The sequence below is a fragment of the Rhizobium sp. P43 genome (assembly GCF_056730705.1).
Genome location: NZ_CM161539.1, coordinates 3,548,684 through 3,565,411 on the forward strand (window position 1 = coordinate 3,548,684; position 16,728 = coordinate 3,565,411).

The 16,728-nt window shown below is 61.9% G+C and carries 17 protein-coding genes; 9 read left to right on the plus strand and 8 right to left on the minus strand.

Annotation, left to right across the window (positions count from 1 at the left end; genetic code table 11):
- Positions 1–15: 15 nt before the first annotated feature.
- Positions 16–432: a GlcG/HbpS family heme-binding protein gene (locus tag AC1PUL_RS17760; RefSeq protein ID WP_480465407.1), complete on the minus strand. Its 417-nt coding sequence runs from the start codon at positions 430–432 to the stop codon at positions 16–18.
- A gap of 309 nt (positions 433–741) precedes the next feature.
- Here AC1PUL_RS17760 and otnI point away from each other — a divergent pair, with 309 nt between their 5' ends.
- Positions 742–1,509 carry a 2-oxo-tetronate isomerase gene (gene otnI, locus AC1PUL_RS17765; RefSeq protein ID WP_480465408.1) on the plus strand — a complete coding sequence of 256 codons (768 nt, stop codon included), beginning with the start codon at positions 742–744 and terminating at the stop codon, positions 1,507–1,509.
- Between the two features lie 173 nt (positions 1,510–1,682).
- Positions 1,683–2,483 carry a creatininase family protein gene (locus AC1PUL_RS17770; protein ID WP_480465409.1) on the plus strand — a complete coding sequence of 267 codons (801 nt, stop codon included), beginning with the start codon at positions 1,683–1,685 and terminating at the stop codon, positions 2,481–2,483.
- A 7-nt stretch (positions 2,484–2,490) separates the two neighbouring features.
- Here AC1PUL_RS17770 and AC1PUL_RS17775 read toward each other — a convergent pair whose 3' ends face one another.
- Positions 2,491–3,444 (minus strand): LysR family transcriptional regulator, encoded by a 954-nt coding sequence (locus AC1PUL_RS17775; protein WP_480465410.1) that lies wholly within the window; start codon positions 3,442–3,444, stop codon positions 2,491–2,493.
- A 178-nt stretch (positions 3,445–3,622) separates the two neighbouring features.
- On the opposite strand from AC1PUL_RS17775, the gene AC1PUL_RS17780 reads away from it, so the two are divergent.
- The 6 genes from AC1PUL_RS17780 (at position 3,623) to AC1PUL_RS17805 (ending at position 10,220) form a co-directional block, all read left to right on the plus strand.
- The gene (locus AC1PUL_RS17780) at positions 3,623–4,639 is read left to right on the plus strand and encodes an ABC transporter substrate-binding protein (RefSeq protein WP_480465411.1); all 1,017 of its coding nucleotides are present in this window, start codon (positions 3,623–3,625) and stop codon (positions 4,637–4,639) included.
- Between the two features lie 158 nt (positions 4,640–4,797).
- Positions 4,798–5,619 carry an ABC transporter ATP-binding protein gene (locus AC1PUL_RS17785; protein WP_480465412.1) on the plus strand — a complete coding sequence of 274 codons (822 nt, stop codon included), beginning with the start codon at positions 4,798–4,800 and terminating at the stop codon, positions 5,617–5,619.
- Positions 5,619–6,413: an ABC transporter permease gene (locus AC1PUL_RS17790; protein WP_480465413.1), complete on the plus strand. Its 795-nt coding sequence runs from the start codon at positions 5,619–5,621 to the stop codon at positions 6,411–6,413. Before AC1PUL_RS17785 ends, AC1PUL_RS17790 begins: the two co-directional genes overlap by 1 nt.
- On the plus strand, positions 6,413–7,726 hold the full coding sequence (locus tag AC1PUL_RS17795) for a cytosine deaminase (protein WP_480465414.1): 1,314 nt from the start codon (positions 6,413–6,415) through the stop codon (positions 7,724–7,726). The genes AC1PUL_RS17790 and AC1PUL_RS17795 overlap by 1 nt, the downstream gene beginning before the upstream one ends.
- Positions 7,727–7,728: 2 nt before the next feature.
- Positions 7,729–9,141: an FAD-binding oxidoreductase gene (locus AC1PUL_RS17800; RefSeq protein WP_480465415.1), complete on the plus strand. Its 1,413-nt coding sequence runs from the start codon at positions 7,729–7,731 to the stop codon at positions 9,139–9,141.
- Between the two features lie 497 nt (positions 9,142–9,638).
- Entirely contained in the window at positions 9,639–10,220 is a 582-nt protein-coding gene (locus tag AC1PUL_RS17805) for an NAD(P)H-dependent oxidoreductase (protein WP_480465416.1), read from the plus strand.
- Between the two features lie 15 nt (positions 10,221–10,235).
- Here AC1PUL_RS17805 and AC1PUL_RS17810 read toward each other — a convergent pair whose 3' ends face one another.
- The 5 genes from AC1PUL_RS17810 to AC1PUL_RS17830 form a co-directional block, all read right to left on the minus strand.
- Entirely contained in the window at positions 10,236–10,625 is a 390-nt protein-coding gene (locus AC1PUL_RS17810) for a RidA family protein (RefSeq protein ID WP_480465417.1), read from the minus strand.
- An 84-nt stretch (positions 10,626–10,709) separates the two neighbouring features.
- Entirely contained in the window at positions 10,710–10,934 is a 225-nt protein-coding gene (locus AC1PUL_RS17815; protein ID WP_480465418.1) for a hypothetical protein, read from the minus strand.
- Positions 10,935–11,010: 76 nt separating this feature from the next.
- The gene (locus AC1PUL_RS17820) at positions 11,011–12,063 is read right to left on the minus strand and encodes a substrate-binding domain-containing protein (RefSeq protein WP_480468623.1); all 1,053 of its coding nucleotides are present in this window, start codon (positions 12,061–12,063) and stop codon (positions 11,011–11,013) included.
- A gap of 76 nt (positions 12,064–12,139) precedes the next feature.
- Positions 12,140–13,162, minus strand: coding sequence for an ABC transporter permease (locus AC1PUL_RS17825; RefSeq protein ID WP_298463192.1), 1,023 nt, complete (start codon positions 13,160–13,162; stop codon positions 12,140–12,142).
- A gap of 8 nt (positions 13,163–13,170) precedes the next feature.
- A complete protein-coding gene (locus tag AC1PUL_RS17830; RefSeq protein WP_480465419.1) occupies positions 13,171–14,664 on the minus strand; it encodes a sugar ABC transporter ATP-binding protein in 1,494 nt (497 codons plus the stop codon).
- A 152-nt stretch (positions 14,665–14,816) separates the two neighbouring features.
- On the opposite strand from AC1PUL_RS17830, the gene AC1PUL_RS17835 reads away from it, so the two are divergent.
- Positions 14,817–15,812 carry a LacI family DNA-binding transcriptional regulator gene (locus AC1PUL_RS17835; RefSeq protein ID WP_480465420.1) on the plus strand — a complete coding sequence of 332 codons (996 nt, stop codon included), beginning with the start codon at positions 14,817–14,819 and terminating at the stop codon, positions 15,810–15,812.
- Positions 15,813–15,827: 15 nt separating this feature from the next.
- On the opposite strand, the gene AC1PUL_RS17840 is transcribed toward AC1PUL_RS17835, so the two are convergent.
- The gene (locus AC1PUL_RS17840) at positions 15,828–16,718 is read right to left on the minus strand and encodes an SMP-30/gluconolactonase/LRE family protein (RefSeq protein ID WP_480465421.1); all 891 of its coding nucleotides are present in this window, start codon (positions 16,716–16,718) and stop codon (positions 15,828–15,830) included.
- Between the last annotated feature and the right edge of the window lie 10 nt (positions 16,719–16,728).

Genomic DNA, 16,728 nt, shown 5'->3' on the forward strand with positions numbered 1-16,728 from the left:
GCGTCAAGCAGATCTTCAGTCTGCTCCGACGACCTGAAGTGCTGCACGGGCAACCTCTTCGTCCTGTTCGCCGCTGCCGGAACCCACACCGATTCCACCCACGAGAACGCCTCCAAATCGGATCGGCAGACCACCCTTGAGACCGGTAACTTCCCCTTGCGTCGCTCCAGAGAGCAAAAGCCGCGCCTGTTCCGGAATAGTTGCCGAAGGCGCATTGATCGAGGCCGCCGTGCGGGCCTTGGCAAGAGCACTCTTCAACGAGAGAAACCGGGCACCTTTCATCCGGAAAGACCCGAGAACGACGCCGCTCTGATCGACGATGACAATGCATTGCGGCTGGCCCATGGCGGAGGCGGCATCGATCGCTGCCTGCAACATGGCGAGTACGCCCTTGTCCGTCAGTTGTGCCGAAGGTTCAAAGAAGCTTGTCATGCAATCGCTTTCTGCTGGTTATGGAGGAATGCGGCCAGCGCGCAGTACGCAACTTTGTCCGCAGGCGGTCACGTTTTTCCCGTGCCTCACATATTAGCATACTGATCGCGGCCATCATTTCTAGGATCAACGACATTTTTGGGTTCGTCTCGCGCGCCGATAGTCCCGTGGATGGCCATTGGTAGCCATGGGATATCAGCCCCCAGCGAAGTTTTCCTTGCCGATTTCGGCAGCCACGCTACAGCTGCTGATCCTGCCGGCAAGGGTGACCTGCGTCAAACAAGCAGGAATTGAGGGAGGGGGACGGACATGCCGAAGTTTGCGGCCAATCTTTCGATGATGTTCAACGAAGTGCCCTTCCTCGACCGTTTCGCGGCAGCGGCGGAGTGCGGCTTTGCGGCAGTCGAATATCTCTTTCCCTATGACCATCCGGCCGAAATCGTCGCAGAACGTCTGCAGGCTACCGGCCTTGCCCAGGCACTGTTCAACATGCCGCCAGGTGACTGGGCAGCCGGCGAGCGCGGCCTGGCGGCCCTTCCTGGGCGCGAGGGGGAATTTGCGGACGCGCTGGAGACTGCCATAACCTATGCCAAGGTCATCGGCACGCCGCTGCTGCACATGATGGCAGGCCTGGCACCCGCCAGCGATCCGGCCGCGATCGCAACCTATCGCACCAACCTGAAACGCGCCGTCGATTCCACAGGCGAGGCCGGAATCGGTCTTGTGATCGAGCCGATCAACGGGCGGGACATGCCCGGCTACTTCCTCAACGACTTCGATCGCGCACGCGATTTCATCGAAGAGATGGATGCGAGCCATCTGAAACTGCAGTTCGACGTCTACCATCGGCAGATCCTGCATGGCGACGTGATCGTGGCGCTGCGACAGATGGCACCCGTCATCGGCCATATCCAGATTGCCTCGGTGCCCGAGCGCCACGAGCCGCTCTCCGGCGAACTCGATGACCGCCGGATCTTCGCTGAGATCGATGCGATCGGCTATCAGGGCTATGTTGGCTGCGAATACCGTCCGGCCACCGGAACCCGAGAGGGACTGGCCTGGATGTCCAAGGTCTAGAGTCATCGACATGGTGGCCCCCTCGCAATTGCCTGACAGGCGTTGCAGGAAGTCGCCTGACCTTCAGCATCGCGAGCACAATTTGGCATCGCGGCGAGCGAAATATGGTGCTTTTCGCATCCTGCGATTTTGCCTTATCGAAAGGGAAAAGAACACAAAAGCGGGGCACCGACATGGCCAGACCATTCTTCTGGAACGAACTGACGACCTATGATTTCGCCTCGCTTTCTCCCGAAACAACGGTCGCCATCCTGCCGATCGCCTCGACCGAACAGCACGGCCCCCACCTGCCGATCGCCACCGACGTCGCCATCGCCAACGGCATGCTGGCCGAACTGAAGGTCCAGCGTCCTGATGACCTCGACTTTCTCGTTCTCCCTACCCAGGAGATCGGCAAGGCGAACGAACACGTCTACGGCCCCGGTAGCCTGTCCTTCGGCCCGGAAATCCTGATCCCGGCCTGGACGGCGATCGGCAGCAAGGTTGCCGAAGCCGGCATCCGCAAGCTGGTCATCGTCAACTCTCACGGCGGCAATGTCGACGTCATGAGCATCGTCGCCCGCGAACTGCGCGTCCGCCACCAGATGGTCGTCGTCTCGACCCAATGGGGCCGTTTCGGCAACCCGGAGGGAATGATCTCCGAGGATGAAAGCCGCTACGGCATCCATGGCGGCGAAGTCGAAACCTCCCTGATGCTGCATTTCCGCCCCGAGCTGGTGCGGATGGACAAAGCCCAGAATTTCGTTTCCAAGGCCGAGGAGATGCGTGCGAATTCGAAGTTCCTCACGCCGCTGCCGCCGCATTCGCTGGCCTGGATCGCCCATGACCTGAACCCCTTTGGCGTCGTTGGCGACGCCTCGAATGGCACGGCGGAAAAGGGAGCCGCGATCTGCCGCCACCAGGTGGCCGGCTTTATCGACCTGCTGCGGGACGTCGCGGCCTATCCGCTGTCCAACCTCTATACGCCCGGCTAAAGAGGGCTCAGGCCTGCCCGCGAATGGTTTCGGGGATATGTCCCCGGGCCTTGAGATCCTGGACCAGAGCCAGAAGCTCCTGCATCAGATACTCGACGAACAGGCTTGTGGCGGAATCGAGCGGCGCACGCGCACGCGCAAAGAGCTTCATCGGCTGATGCCGGATATGCGCATCCGTCAGAGGTCGAAAAATCAGTTCGCCCCGCCGGCATTCGGCCACCGCATCCAGCGGATTGAGCATGGTGAGCCCCGTCCCCGCCTTCACGAGCTGCTTCATCAGTTCCGAGGAGTTGGTTTCAACGACCGGCTCGACCAGCAGCGGCAGCGGCGCAAGCGCAAGATCGATGATGTTGCGCAGACTGGTGCCCGATTGCGCCAGGATCAGTGGCTCCTGAACGACCTCGACCAGATCGACCGGCCCCTCCTCCTGCGCAAGCCGATGCCCGGGCGGCAGCACCACGCCAACAGGCACGTCGAAATTGGCCAGCGTGCGGATGCCGGGCGTCGCCGGTATGTTGAAGCCGAGGCCGAGATCGACCTCTCCGGTCAGCACCGGGTTGATCGTCGTCGACCCACCGTCATTGCGGAGCTTGATCTGCACCCTCGGATGCTCGGCGACAAAACCGGCCAGGATCGCCGGCAGCGGCCCGGAGGCAAGCCCGACGGTCGTCACCAGCGAAACCTTGCCCGCCTGCGGGGTCTTGAGACCGCGAATGCGCCCTTCCAGCCGCTCGTAGTTTTTCAGAACGTCGCGGATATGCTCGACGCAGAGCTCACCCGCCGCCGTCAGCCGCAAGCCTTTCGGCAGCCGCTCGAAGATCGGCGCACCCAACTCTTCCTCGAGCGCCAGGATCTGGCGGTTGACCGCCGATGATGCGACATTGAGGCGCTGGGCTGCTTTCCGGATCGAACCGCAGCGGACGATTTCGTTGATGTAGACGAGCTTTCGGGAGTGCAGCACGGGACCTCCGCTGCGCAAAAATTAGTCATGCCGCATCACTATGCATCAATCTCGGGAGCGATGCAAAAAAAGCATCGATGCGGACGAAATTTGATGCTTTTCAAGACGCAACGCGACCGATCAAATGACCAAAAAGGGAGCCCGAAAACGGGTCCTGCAACGAACAGGGGAACGATCAATGCGCGACACGCTCACCAAGACCAGCCTCTTTGCCCTGATGGGCCTTGCAGCTTCGCTGGCCTCCACCTCCTCGGCTCTCGCTCTCGACGAGGTCAGCTATGGCACCAACTGGCTCGCCCAGGCCGAACATGGCGGCTTCTACCAGGCCGTAGCCGACGGCACCTATGAGAAATACGGCCTCAAGGTCACCATCATCCAGGGCGGCCCGCAGGCGGCCAACCGCTCCCTGCTGATCGCCGGCAAGGTCGATTTCTACATGGGAAGCCCGCTCGGCGAGATGGACGCCGTCAAGGAAGGCATTCCGCTGATCGACGTCGCCGCCATCTTCCAGAAGGATCCGCAAGTCCTGCTCGCCCATCCCGATCAGGGCATCGAGACATTTGCCGATCTCGCCAAGCTCGACACCATCTTCATGGGCAAGGATGGCTATGTCACCTATTACGAGTGGATGAAGAAGAATTTCGAGGGCTTCACCGACGAGAAGTACAAGCCCTATACCTTCAACCCTGCCCCCTTCATCGCCGACCCGAAGTCTGCGCAGCAGGGCTACCTGACTTCCGAGCCCTATGAAATCGAGAAGCAGGCCGGCTGGGCTCCGAAGGTCTTCCTGCTCGCCGACAACGGTTACAACCCCTACTCCACCATGATCACCACCACGACGACCATGGTCGAGACCAAGCCGGATGTCGTCCAGCGCTTCGTCGATGCATCGATCGAGGGCTGGTACAACTACATCTACGGCGACAACAAGGCCGCCAACGACCTCATCAAGAAGGACAATCCGGAAATGACGGATGGCCAGATCGAGTATTCGATCGCCAAGATGAAGGAATATGGCATTCTCGAATCCGCCGAAGCGCTCGACAAGGGCATCGGCTGCATGACCGATGAGAAGTACAAGGCCTTCTTCGACGCCATGGTCCAGATCGGAGTCCAGCCGGCCGACCTCGACTACAAGAAAGCCTACACCACCCAGTTCGTCTGCAAGGGCGTCGGGATGGCGCTGAAGAAGTAAGGGTCTGCCCCTCATCCGGCTGCCGCCACCTTCTCCCCGCAAGCGGGGAGAAGGAGTTTCTGGGCAAGCGCCGGGGATGACATCCCCTCTCCCCGCTCGCGGGGAGAGGGTTAGGGTGAGGGGCAACGCTCCTCTTCGTTCATAGTCCAAGGCCATCCATGTCCCTTTCCGAAGTCCAGACGCTCGCTCCTCCCCCCGAACAGCGCCGGGCGCTGGTGGTGATGAAGGACGTGTCCAAGGTCTTTTCCAGTGGCACGGTGGCGCTTACCGGCATGTCGCTCACCGTCAATGGCGGCGAATTCGTCTCACTTCTGGGTCCTTCCGGCTGCGGCAAATCGACGGCACTCAGGATCATCGCAGGCCTCGGCGACGTAACGACCGGCACCATCGACTGGCCAAGCTCGCGCATCAATTCCAGGGGTCTGCCCGAAGGCGATATCTCCTTCGTCTTCCAGGAGCCGACGCTGATGCCGTGGGTGACTGTCTTCGGCAATGTCTATCTTCCGTTGAAGCTGAGGGGTGTCTCGAAGGCCGCGGCAACGCCGGACATTCTCGTCGCCCTGGAACGCGTGGGCCTCAAGGACTTCACCGAAGCTTACCCACGCGAACTCTCCGGCGGCATGAAGATGCGCGTCTCGATTGCCCGGGCGCTGGTCACCAAGCCAAAGCTTCTGCTGATGGACGAGCCGTTTGCTGCGCTCGACGAGATCACGCGCCAGAAGTTGAACGACGACGTGCTGCGCCTCTGGAAGGAGACCGGCATCACGGTCATTTTCGTCACCCATTCCGTCTTTGAGAGCGCCTACCTTTCCAACCGCATCGTCGTCATGAAGGCGCGCCCCGGTCGCGTGCATGCGGACTTCCCGCTGGTGACGAGCCTTGAGCGCGATGCGCTTTACCGTTCCTCGGAAGACTATCGCCAGGCCTGCGAAACGGTCTCGAAGACATTGCTGGAAGCCATGGGTGGGGAGCAACACTGATGACCGGACCGGCCGAAACCCTCTTAAAGATCCTCATTCCGATTCTCGTCGTCTGCGTGCTTCTTATGATCTGGCAGGTCGGCGTCTGGGTCTCCGGCGTACCGCAATACATTCTGCCGGGCCCGATCGCCATTGCCGGCGCCCTGGTCAAGGACTGGAGCACGCTCTCGCCAGCGCTCTGGGTCACCACCCAGATCACCCTGATGTCACTCACGCTGGCGCTGATTGGCGGCGTTGGCATCGCCGTCTTCCTCGTCCAGTCGAAGTGGATCGAAGTCGCCTTCTATCCGATCACCGTCATCCTGCAGGTGACCCCGATCGTGGCGATCGCACCGCTGATCCTGATCTACGCGCCCTCGACACAAGTGGCGCTCCTGATCTGCGCCTTCCTCGTCGCCTTCTTCCCGATACTCTCAAACATGGTGCAGGGCCTGAAGAGCGTCGACCACAATCTCCTGAACCTCTTCGATCTCTACGGCGCCTCACGTTGGCAGACCCTGCTCTACCTGAAGCTGCCGGCATCGCTTCCCTATTTTATGACGGGCTTGCGCATCGGCGGTGGCCTCGCGCTGATCGCCGCCGTGGTCGCCGAATTTGCCGCCGGTTCCGCCGGCGCCGGATCGGGCCTTGCCTTCCGCCTGCTTGAGGCTCAGTTTCGCCTGAATATTCCCCGTCTCTTCGCCGCCCTGTTCCTGCTCTCCTGCCTCGGCGTGTTCATCTTCGCTATCACCTCCTTCATCTCCTGGCTGGCGCTGCACCGCTGGCACGAGAGCAGCCTGAAACGAGAAAACTGATGTCGAATGCCGTTGCCACTCTGCCCGCTGCCAAGCGCTTCGTCCTTGCCAATGCGACGCTGCCGCAGATCTGCGTCGATGGTGTCGAGGCACCCTCCTGCGAGGGCCTTATCAGTGCCGACATCGTGGTGGCCGATGGCAAGGTCGAGGCGATCCTGAAGCCTGGAAGCGCCCCTGCCGGCCTCCCCTCCACGGATCTCCGCCACGGCATGGTCTGGCCGACCTTCGTCGACATGCACACCCATCTCGACAAGGGTCATATCTGGGACCGCAAGCCGAACCCGACGGGCGACTTCATCGGCGCGCTCGAGGCCGTGCAGGCCGACCGCGTCGCCCGCTGGACAGCTGATGACGTGAGGGCCCGCATGGAGTTTTCGCTGCGCACGGCTTACGTCCATGGGACCAGCCTGATCCGCACCCATCTCGACAGCCTGGCGCCCCAGCACCGCATCTCTTTCGAGGTCTTCGCCGAAGTGCGCGACGCCTGGGCCGGCAAGATCGACCTGCAGGCCGCCGCCCTCTTTCCCTTCGACCAGATCACCGACGAGGCCTTCTTCAAGGATCTGGTCGAGGTCATCGTCGCGCATAAAGGCCTGCTCGGCGGTGTCACCTACCTGATGCCCGGGCTTGATGAGAAGCTCGACATCCTCTTCCGCACGGCAACCGAGAAGGGCCTCGACATCGACCTGCATGTCGACGAGACACAGGACAAGGAAACCCTGACGCTGAAGACGATCGCAGAAGCCAAGCTCCGCAACCGCTTCGAGGGCTCTGTCACCGTCGGCCATTGCTGCTCGCTCGCCCGCCAGGACGATGATCTGGCAAAACGCACCATCGATCTGGTGGCGGAGGCCGGCCTCTCCGTCGTCTCGCTGCCGATGTGCAACATGTATCTGCAGGATCGTCATGCCGGCCGCACCCCCCGCCAGCGCGGCGTCACCCTCTTCCACGAACTGTCCGCCGCAGGCGTCGCGACCGCCGTCTCCTCCGACAACACCCGCGACCCCTTCTATGCCTATGGCGATCTCGACCCCGTCGAAGTCTTCCGCGAAGCGGTGCGCATCATCCATCTCGACCATCCACTCGACACCGCCGCGAGGGTCGTCACCCGCACGCCGGCCGACATCCTGAAGCGCCCCGATCATGGCCGCATCGCCGTCGGCGCCAAGGCCGATCTCGTTCTCTTCAGCGCCCGCCGCTGGAGCGAATTTTTGTCCCGTCCGCAGGCTGACCGCATCGTGATGCGGAATGGCATGGGCATCGACCGCAGCCTGCCGGATTACCGCGAACTTGACCCGTTGCTTGGAGTTTAGCCATGGCTGACTACGCCAAAATCAAGGAAGAGCTTGAAGGCATCGCCGTCGAAGACAATCCGGCGCTCGTCAAACAGAAAAGCCGCGACTTCTACTGGTATTCGCCGATCCTGAAGGAAGAACTCGACAACGTCGTCGGTGACCTCGTCGTTTCGCCAACGACGGAAGAAGAGGTCATCCGGGTTCTGAAGGTCGCCTATGCGCATGGCGTGCCGGTCACTCCGCGTGGCGGTGGCACCGGCAATTATGGCCAGGCCATGCCGCTCTCGGGTGGCATCGTCTTGAACCTCATCAACATGAACAAGATCAAGGAGATCCTGCCCGGCCGCGTCATCTGCGAGCCGGGCATCATCATCTCCGAACTGGACAAGCAGACCAAAGCCCATTCCGGCCAGGAACTGCGCTTCCACCCCTCGACCGCCCAGACCGCCAGCGTCGCAGGCTTCATCGCCGGCGGCTCCGGCGGCGTGGGCTCGATCACCTGGGGGGGCCTGCGCGATCTCGGCAACATCCTGAGGCTGCGCGTCGTCACCATGGAAGCCGAGCCGCGCGTGCTCGAACTCTCCGCATGGGACCTGCAGAAGGTTTCCCACGCCTATGGCACCAACGGCATCATCACAGAAGTCGAGATGCCGCTCGCCCCGGCTTACGACTGGGTGGACGTCATCGTCGGCTATGACGACTTCATGGACGCGGTGAAATTCGCCGATGCGCTCTCCCACAAGAACGGCATCCTCCTGAAGGAAGTTGCCCCGATCGCAGCCCCGATCCCGTTCGACTACTTCACCCGCCACAAGCCCTGGCTGAAGGAAGGCCAGTCGGTCGTGGTGCTGATGGTGGCGCCGCACTCGATGGAGCCTTTCCTGGCGCTCGCCGAGCGGATGAAGGGCGATGTGCGCTTCCGGTCCGACACGGTCGAAAGCATAAAGGGCATCCCGCATGCCTATGAGCTCACCTGGAACCATACAACGCTGCGGGCGCTCAAGCTCGACACCAACATCACCTATCTCCAGGTCCAGTATCCCGGCCCCGACCATGTCGAGAAGGTTCGCGTGATGACCGAGCTCTTCCCCGACGAGGTCATCGGCCATCTCGAATTCATCAAGTTCGACGGCCAGATCCAATGCGCCGGCCTGCCCCTGGTGCGCTACACGACGAAGGAAAGGCTGGAAGAGATCATCCGCATCCACGAGGAAAACGGCTGCCCGATCTTCAACCCGCATCGTTACACCCTGGAGGAAGGCGGCATGAAGCAGACCGACCAGGTCCAGCTCGCCTTCAAGAAGGAAACCGATCCGAAGGGTCTGCTGAACCCTGGCAAGATGATCGCCTGGGAGAACCCGGACTTCGATTTCTCTGCGGGGAAGAACTATCTGTTTCCAGGGCTGGAGGTGTTCGCCGAAGCGGGGGAATAGGCGTCGAGCAACGCTTTGACATGGCTTCGGTAGGCGTCTGGGGTACCCCCCTCTGCCCTGCCGGGCATCTCCCCCTCAAGGGGGGAGATCGGGACGGAGCCAGTGCTTTGCCCAGCCAATACGGTGTCAGTCCGGGGTTAGCGATTGAAGACGCTGACTTACGAAAATAGGTTCGACGAGGTAGCGCCACTTAAAGCGCCTGAAGGAAGGAAGCCGGCGCGCCCATCCGCTCTCCCCCCTTGAGGGGGAGATGTCCGGCAGGACAGAGGGGGGCACCCCAAACTCAACAGAATACAAAGGACAACACTTAGCCGCCACACCACCCCCATTCCGAAGGTACTCCCGGCCGGCCCTCCGGCTCATGCAACACCTGACATGGCATCCCCCATCCCTCGACATCTGGCGGCGAAGGATCGGGATGCTGGGACAAACGGCGCGGAAGTTTTGAATTGAACCCCGACGATGCAAGCGGCGGGCAACGACTTGGAGCTTTTCACATGCGCGTACTCGTTCTTCACTCCCACCCGCTCGACGAGAGCTTCGGCCGGGCGCTTTACAAGCTCACCTGCGAAAGCCTGGAAAAGGCCGGCCACGAAGTCGATGGCTGCAATCTCTATGAAGAGGGTTTCGACCCCGTGCTGTCAGCCCATGACCGCCGCGTCTATCACGACATCCCGGACAATCTGACGCTGGTGAAACCCTATGTCGATCGCCTGCTGAAGGCCGAAGCGCTGGTGATCGTCTCCCCCGTGTGGAACTTCGGCTTCCCGGCGATGCTGAAAGGCTATTTCGACCGCGTGTGGCTGCCCGGCGTTTCCTTCGATCTGGTGGACGGCAAGCTCACCCCGACGCTTCGCCACATCAGAAAACTTGCCGCCGTCATGACCTATGGCGCGACCCCGATGCGCGCCTTCCTCGCCGGCAATCCGCCAAAGAAGATCGTCAAGCGCGTCATCCGCGCCCAGATCAAGATCGGCGCGCCGGTCAAATACTTCGCCCACTACGACATGAACAATTGCACGGAAGAGACCCGCGCAGCCTTCATGGCCAAGGTCCGCAGCGAGATGGAAAACTTCTGAGAGAAAGGCTGGCGGTCAAACCACCTTGGCAGCCGTCACCTCGACCTCGACCAGGAATTCCGGCCGTGTAAAACCGCCGACGACGAGCAGCGTCGAGACCGGCTTCGGATCGAGCGTATAGCGATCACGCACCGCCATATACTCAGGAAAATCCTCCCGCCTGGTGACAAAACCGGACACACGGATCACATCCGCGAAGGTCATCTCAGCCTCTTCGAGAATGGCCTTGATCGCTTCGAAGCAAAGCTCGGCCTGGCCGGTGACATCGGCTGGGATGGTGTCATCGGGCCGGATACCGAGCTGGCCGGACGTTACCAGCAGGCTTGCGCCGGGCGGGACCAGCAGACCGTGATTGTAATGCCCGAAAGGACGGCGGACGGACGGCGGATTGAAGACCTTTTTCATAGGCTTGAGCCTAGCGCGACAGTCTGTCGGGCGAAAGGGCAAAGCGCGTTCAGGCGCAAAATCTGCCCCCTATCCGGATAGAGTCTACAGAAGGCTTGGCCGTGACATTGCCCTGGCGAGCAGATCGCATCGAGTGCGGTGCGCAAACCCTGTCACTTGCCCCTTGGTCGCGCCGACCATCAGTAGCCGGGGATGTTCGGGGATAACGGTTGAGGGACCGTTGATCGAAGCGGTGTCGATGGCCGCCTGCAGCACCGCAGGTACGCCCCTGTCCGTCAGTTGCGCCGAAGTCTTGTGAAATTCACTCATCACGTCGTTCCCATGTCATGCATGCAGAAAGTCGCGGCCGGCGCGGAGGAGCCTGCGCCGGCCGCGGGTTCAAGTTCTACTTACCCCAGATCTTGGCATACTGCTCGCGGTAACCGTTGCCCGGATCGAAGATGTTCTTGTCGCCACCATCGGAGCTGATGTTCGCCTTTGTCACGACATGCAGCGGCGAGGTGTAACCCGACCATTCGGCCTTGCTCACCGCGCGGTTCAGCTCGTCGATCAGCTGCCAGCCCTGCAGGTTCAGCGGCTCGGCCACCGTCACCGCCTGATACTGGCCGGAACGGATGCGCTGATAGGCGGACTCGGAACCGTCACCGGCGGCAACGGCCTTGGGCGCACCATCACCGGGAATGCCGGCAGCCGCCAGGCTCGGGCCCATGAAGTCGAAGTAGATGTCGTTGATCGCAAGCGCATGCGTCCAGCTTGCGCCATACTTCTGCAGAAGCGAGGTCGTCAGCGTCGGCATGCGGTTCGAGGTGTCGGCGATCGGCGTGTCCACATATTCGAGCACCGTACCGCCGAGCTTCTCGATTGTTTCCTTAATCTTGTCGGCCTTGGCAATCGCGATGGCATAGGTCGAGTCGGTGAAGATCACGACGCCCGGCTTGCCACCGGCATCAGCAAAGGCCCATTTTGCGGCAGCGGCCGAGACTTCCATGGCGTCGGTCGAGACATTGGCAAAGAGGCAATTGGCCGGATCAGGACCGATGACCGGGCCGGCATGCCAGCTGACCATCGGGATGCCGGCATCGCAGGCCTGCTTGAGGGCTGCCTGTTGTTCGACGGCATCGAAACCATTGATGATGATGCCATCGGGCTTCAGCGCAAGCGCCTGACCGAAGGCGCCGGCACGGCTCTGCACGGAACCAGCGCCATCAAGAACGGTGACCTCCCAACCGATCTTGGCAGCGGCTTCCTGGATGCCATTGGTGACGCCGAGAATGCCGCCATTCTTCATGTCAGCCGCGAGCACGACGACCTTCTTCGCCGCAGCTGCGGTCGGGCCACTGGTCGGACCATCCCAGGTGGTCTTTTCACCGGCATATTTCTGGACTTCTGCCATCGCGTCTGAAATCGCGTCGGCATTAGCAGGCATGGCGGCAGGCATGGCGGCCGTCAGCGCCAGGATTGATACGGCTAGGGCTCTCTTCAGCATGGTTTCCTCCCAAAGTAGCTGAATGGACTTATTTCGACTTCGCGCCTTTCTTTCTTTGCGCGTAACCGGCGATCCCGATGGCGATCAGAAGTGTCGTGCCGTTGAACAGGGGCTCGACCCAGAAGCTGCCGCCGAATTGCTGGATGCCGGAAATACCGACGGCGAGGATCATCACGCCGACGATGGTGCCCCAGACATTGACACGTCCGGGCTTGATGGTGGTGGAGCCGAGGAAGGCGCCGACAAGTGCGGGCAGCAGGAATTCGAGGCCGACCGAAGCCTGGCCGATCCTGAGCTTCGAGGCGAGCAGCACGCCGGCAAGCGCTGTCATCAAACCAGAGGTGACAAAGGCACCGATGACGAATTTGCGGGTCGGGATGCCATTGAGCTCGGCAGCGCGCTGGTTGGCGCCGATGGCATAGAGATAGCGGCCGATCGGCGTGTATTCGAGCGCGATCCAGAGCACGACCGTGATGACCAGCACGTAGATCGCGGTGATCGGCAGGCCGAAAACGAAGGTGCCGTTGATCGCATAGAAAGCATCCGGCAAAGCGCCGACCATCTGGCGTCCCCCGGTATGCCAGAGCGCGAGGGCGTAGAGGATCGTGCCTGTGCCAAGGGTTGCGATGAAGCTGTCGATCCGTGCGACCTCGACAAGGAGACCATTGAGCGCGCCGATCACCACACCGAGCACCAGCACGACGGCGACGGCCACTGGCCAGGGGAAGCCGTAAAGCGTCTGCAGGCTGATCGCCAGGATATGCCAGAGCACGATGCCGTAGCCGACCGTCAGGTCGATGCGTCCGGCGACCATGGGGATCATCGCCGCCAGCGACAGAAGCGCGATAATCGCCTTGTCGGACAGGATGGCCCTGACATTGAGCATGGTCGGGAATGTGGTCGGCAACAGGATCGAGAACAGCAGGATCAGGCCGAACATCAGGATGACGAGACCATAGGTGGGCGCGAGGCGCACCAGCTTGCGACCGGGCGACAGGCCCCGCAATTCGTCCTTGGTGGGTTCAACGGCGTTGGATTGGATACCGGGCATGGCGGTCCTCAGGCGGCTTCACCGGCCGATGCGGCCTGGATCAGGGATTCGGTTGACAGTTCGACGCCACTCAGCTCGGCCACGGGCAGGCCGCGGCTGAAGACGATGGCGCGATGGCAGATATTGGCGGTTTCTTCGAAATCGGTGGACACCACGAGGACGCCCATGCCGCTTGCAAGAGCCTGGTAGAGAAGGTGGTAGACCTCGGCCTTGGCTCCGACATCGACGCCGGCAGTCGGATCCTCCGCAATCAGCAGGCGGCGGCCGGAATCGAGCCAGCGCCCGACAACGACCTTCTGCTGGTTGCCACCCGAAAGCGCCTCGATGGCGAGCGTCGGATCATTGGGTGACAAGCCCACGCGCCGACCGAGTTCATGGGCGAGTTCATCTTCCGCCTTGGGCGACAGCAGGCTGAGCAGGCGCCGCCCCGTGGCCGACGGATTGAGAAACGCGTTTTCGCGGATGGAGAGGCCCGGCGCGACACTTTCGGCGATACGATCGCGCGCCACGAGGCCGATGCCCGAGCGCATGGCGGAACCTGCGTCTTTCAAGTCCGGCGCAACGCCGTTCAGCGTGATCTTGCCGGCATGCGGGATGAGGCCGAAAAGGGCTCGACCGACATCCTCGTGACCGGCGCCGCGGAGCCCTGCGAGACCGAGCAGCTCGCCGCGCTTGATTTCGAAACTGACGGGACCGACAGCGCCCGTCGCGAGACCTGAGACCTTGAGAATGGACGGCCCTTCGAGAATGGCAGGGCGGGCAATTTCGCGCGCCTTTCGGCCAACGATGAGGCCGACCAGTTCCTCGGGCGTGGTATGTTCGATCGCGCGCATACCGACCATCTGGCCGTCGCGCAGCACGGCGACGCGATCCGCGATCCGGAAGATCTCATCCAGCCGATGGCTGACATAGATCATGCCGACGCCCCGCGCCTTCAACGGACGGAGCGCCGCAAACAGACGCTCGACTTCATCGGCGGGCAAGCTTGCCGTCGGCTCGTCAAGCACGAGATAGTCGCAATCAGCGGCAAGCGCCCGGGCAATGGCGACCAGAGACTTTTGCGTCCGCGTCAGACTGGAAACCCGCGCGGTCGCCGAAAAGTCGGCCTCGACCAGTGCCAGCGCTTTGTCGGCCAGAGCTTCGGTCGCAGACCAATCGATCCGACGGCCCTTCTTTACATAGCCAAGCGACAGGGCAATGTTTTCGGCAACACTCATCCACTCGATCAGACCGAGATCCTGGTGGATGAAGGCGACCTTCTGGCCGCCGGCCCTGCCGGCCTCATGAGCGTAGGGTGTGCCATCGATGAAGACGCCGCCCTCGTCGGGGCGGTGGATGCCGCCGAGGACCTTGATGAGCGTCGATTTGCCGGCTCCGTTCTCGCCGAGCAGGGCGACGATTTCGCCACGCTCGACCTTCAGCGAAACACCCTTGAGGGCCTGGGTGCCACCAAAGGATTTCACGATGCGATCGAAAAGCAGGCCGTCTGCGGACGGTTGCATGATGGTTCCTCCTCCCATGCCCGGCCCCAGATCTTGCGTCAGGTTTACCGGTAACGTAATTAACCTACTTGCATCATTTGCCGAGTCAAGAAAAAAGTTATCGATAACATGAACTGTCTCACCAGCACCGGTTCACAAGGACCGCGCCTCCGATGAAGGCCAATCTCGAAGACATCGCGCGCGCCGCAGGCGTATCGAAGATGACGGTCAGCCGCGTCCTGCGCGACGGCTCCGGCTTCTCGGCTGAGACGCGCCGGAAGGTCATGGAGATCGCCGCGCAATTGGGCTATGTCCCAAACCGGCTGGCCGCCGCCTTCGGCTCGGATCAGGCGGAAACGCTGGTCGGCATGTGTGTCCCGCGCCTGACATCGGGCCTGTTCGGCCATGTGCTGGATGGCGTGGACCGGGCGCTGGGACGTCTCGGCTATCAGCTGATCATCGGCGCCAACGATCATTCGATGACCGAGGAAGAAGCCTGGATCCGGCAAGTGGTGAGCTGGCGTCCGGCGGGCCTCATTCTCTCCGGTCGCCACCATACGCCCGGCACAATCGAGCTCCTGCGCAGTGCCGCCATGCCTGTCGTCGAGATCTGGGACCTGACCACCAGCCCGATCGATATGGCCGTCGGTTTTTCCCATGCCGATTGCGGCGCCGAAATGGCTCGTCACCTTCTCGCGCGTGGCCGTCGCAAGGCTGGCTATGTCGGCGCACTCGCCCGCTCCGACGTCATGGGACAGGCGCGGTTCGAAGGCTTTCGCGACGCGCTCGCCCGGGCCGGACATCCGCTCGTCGATGCCGAAATGCTGCACGACGCACCGGGCTTCTATGCCGGCTATTATGGTCTGGAGACCCTGCTCAGCCGAAAGAACGATTTCGATGTCGTCTATTTCCACAATGACGAGATGGCGATCGGCGGCCTTGCCTTCTGCCAGTCGCGCGGCTTGAGCGTGCCCGAGGAAATCGGCATCGCCGGTTGGGGCGGGATGGAGGCGGCCTCGATCCTCCAGAAGCGCCTGACCACGACCGTCGTGCCGACGACCAGCATCGGCAAGGCTGCCGCCGAAGCCCTGGTCGCCAAGCTGAAGGGGGAACCGGTCCAGACCGTCACCTTCGTGCCGACTCGCCTTGTGCCCGGCGAGACGGTCTGACCGGCTACGCTGGCCTCAAGGGGTCTGGATGCCGCGCCGGTTGAGCACCACCGAATAGACGCTCGTGGTCGCCGTGATGAACAGACGGTGCTTCGAATGACCGCCAAAGCAAAGGTTCGAGACCATTTCCGGCACCAGGATCTTGCCCATCAGATGCCCATCCGGCGCGATGCAGTGAACGCCGTCAGCAGCTGAGGACCATAGGTTTCCGTCCGTATCGACCCGTATTCCGTCGGCACAGCCGGGCGTGATCACGTGGAAGATACGCCCATTCAACGGCCGCCCGTCCACCATGTCGAACACCCGGATGTGCTGCGGATCGGAAGAGAACATACGCCCTGTATCCGCCACATAAAGACGGCTGCCATCAGGGCTGAAAGCCAGACCGTTCGGCCCCTGCATGTCGGTGATCACGGCCTCGATGCCGCCCTCCGGCGACACCCGGTAGACCGTGCAGGGCAGCTCCTGTTCCGCCTTTGCGCCCTCGTAATCCGTCATGATCCCGTAATGCGGATCGCTGAACCAGATCGCGCCATCAGACGCAACGATGACGTCGTTCGGACTGTTGAGCCGCTTGCCCTGAAAGCTGTCGGCGATGACAGTGATCGACCCGTCCCATTCGGTGCGGGTGACCCGACGCGTCCCATGCTCGCAGCTGACAAGACGACCCTGACGGTCCCGCGTATGGCCGTTCGCAAAGTTCGACGGCTGGCGATAGGTGGTGACGCCATCTTCGCTCCAGCGGACGATGCGGTTGTTCGGAATGTCGGAAAACAGAAGGCAGCCGGCATCGCCGAACCAGACCGGCCCTTCCGTCCAGTCAAACCCGGTCGCGAGCCGCTTGACCGGCGCATTGCCAAGCACATAGGTGGCGAAGATCGGGTCGATGACTTCGAAAAACGACATGAATGAAACT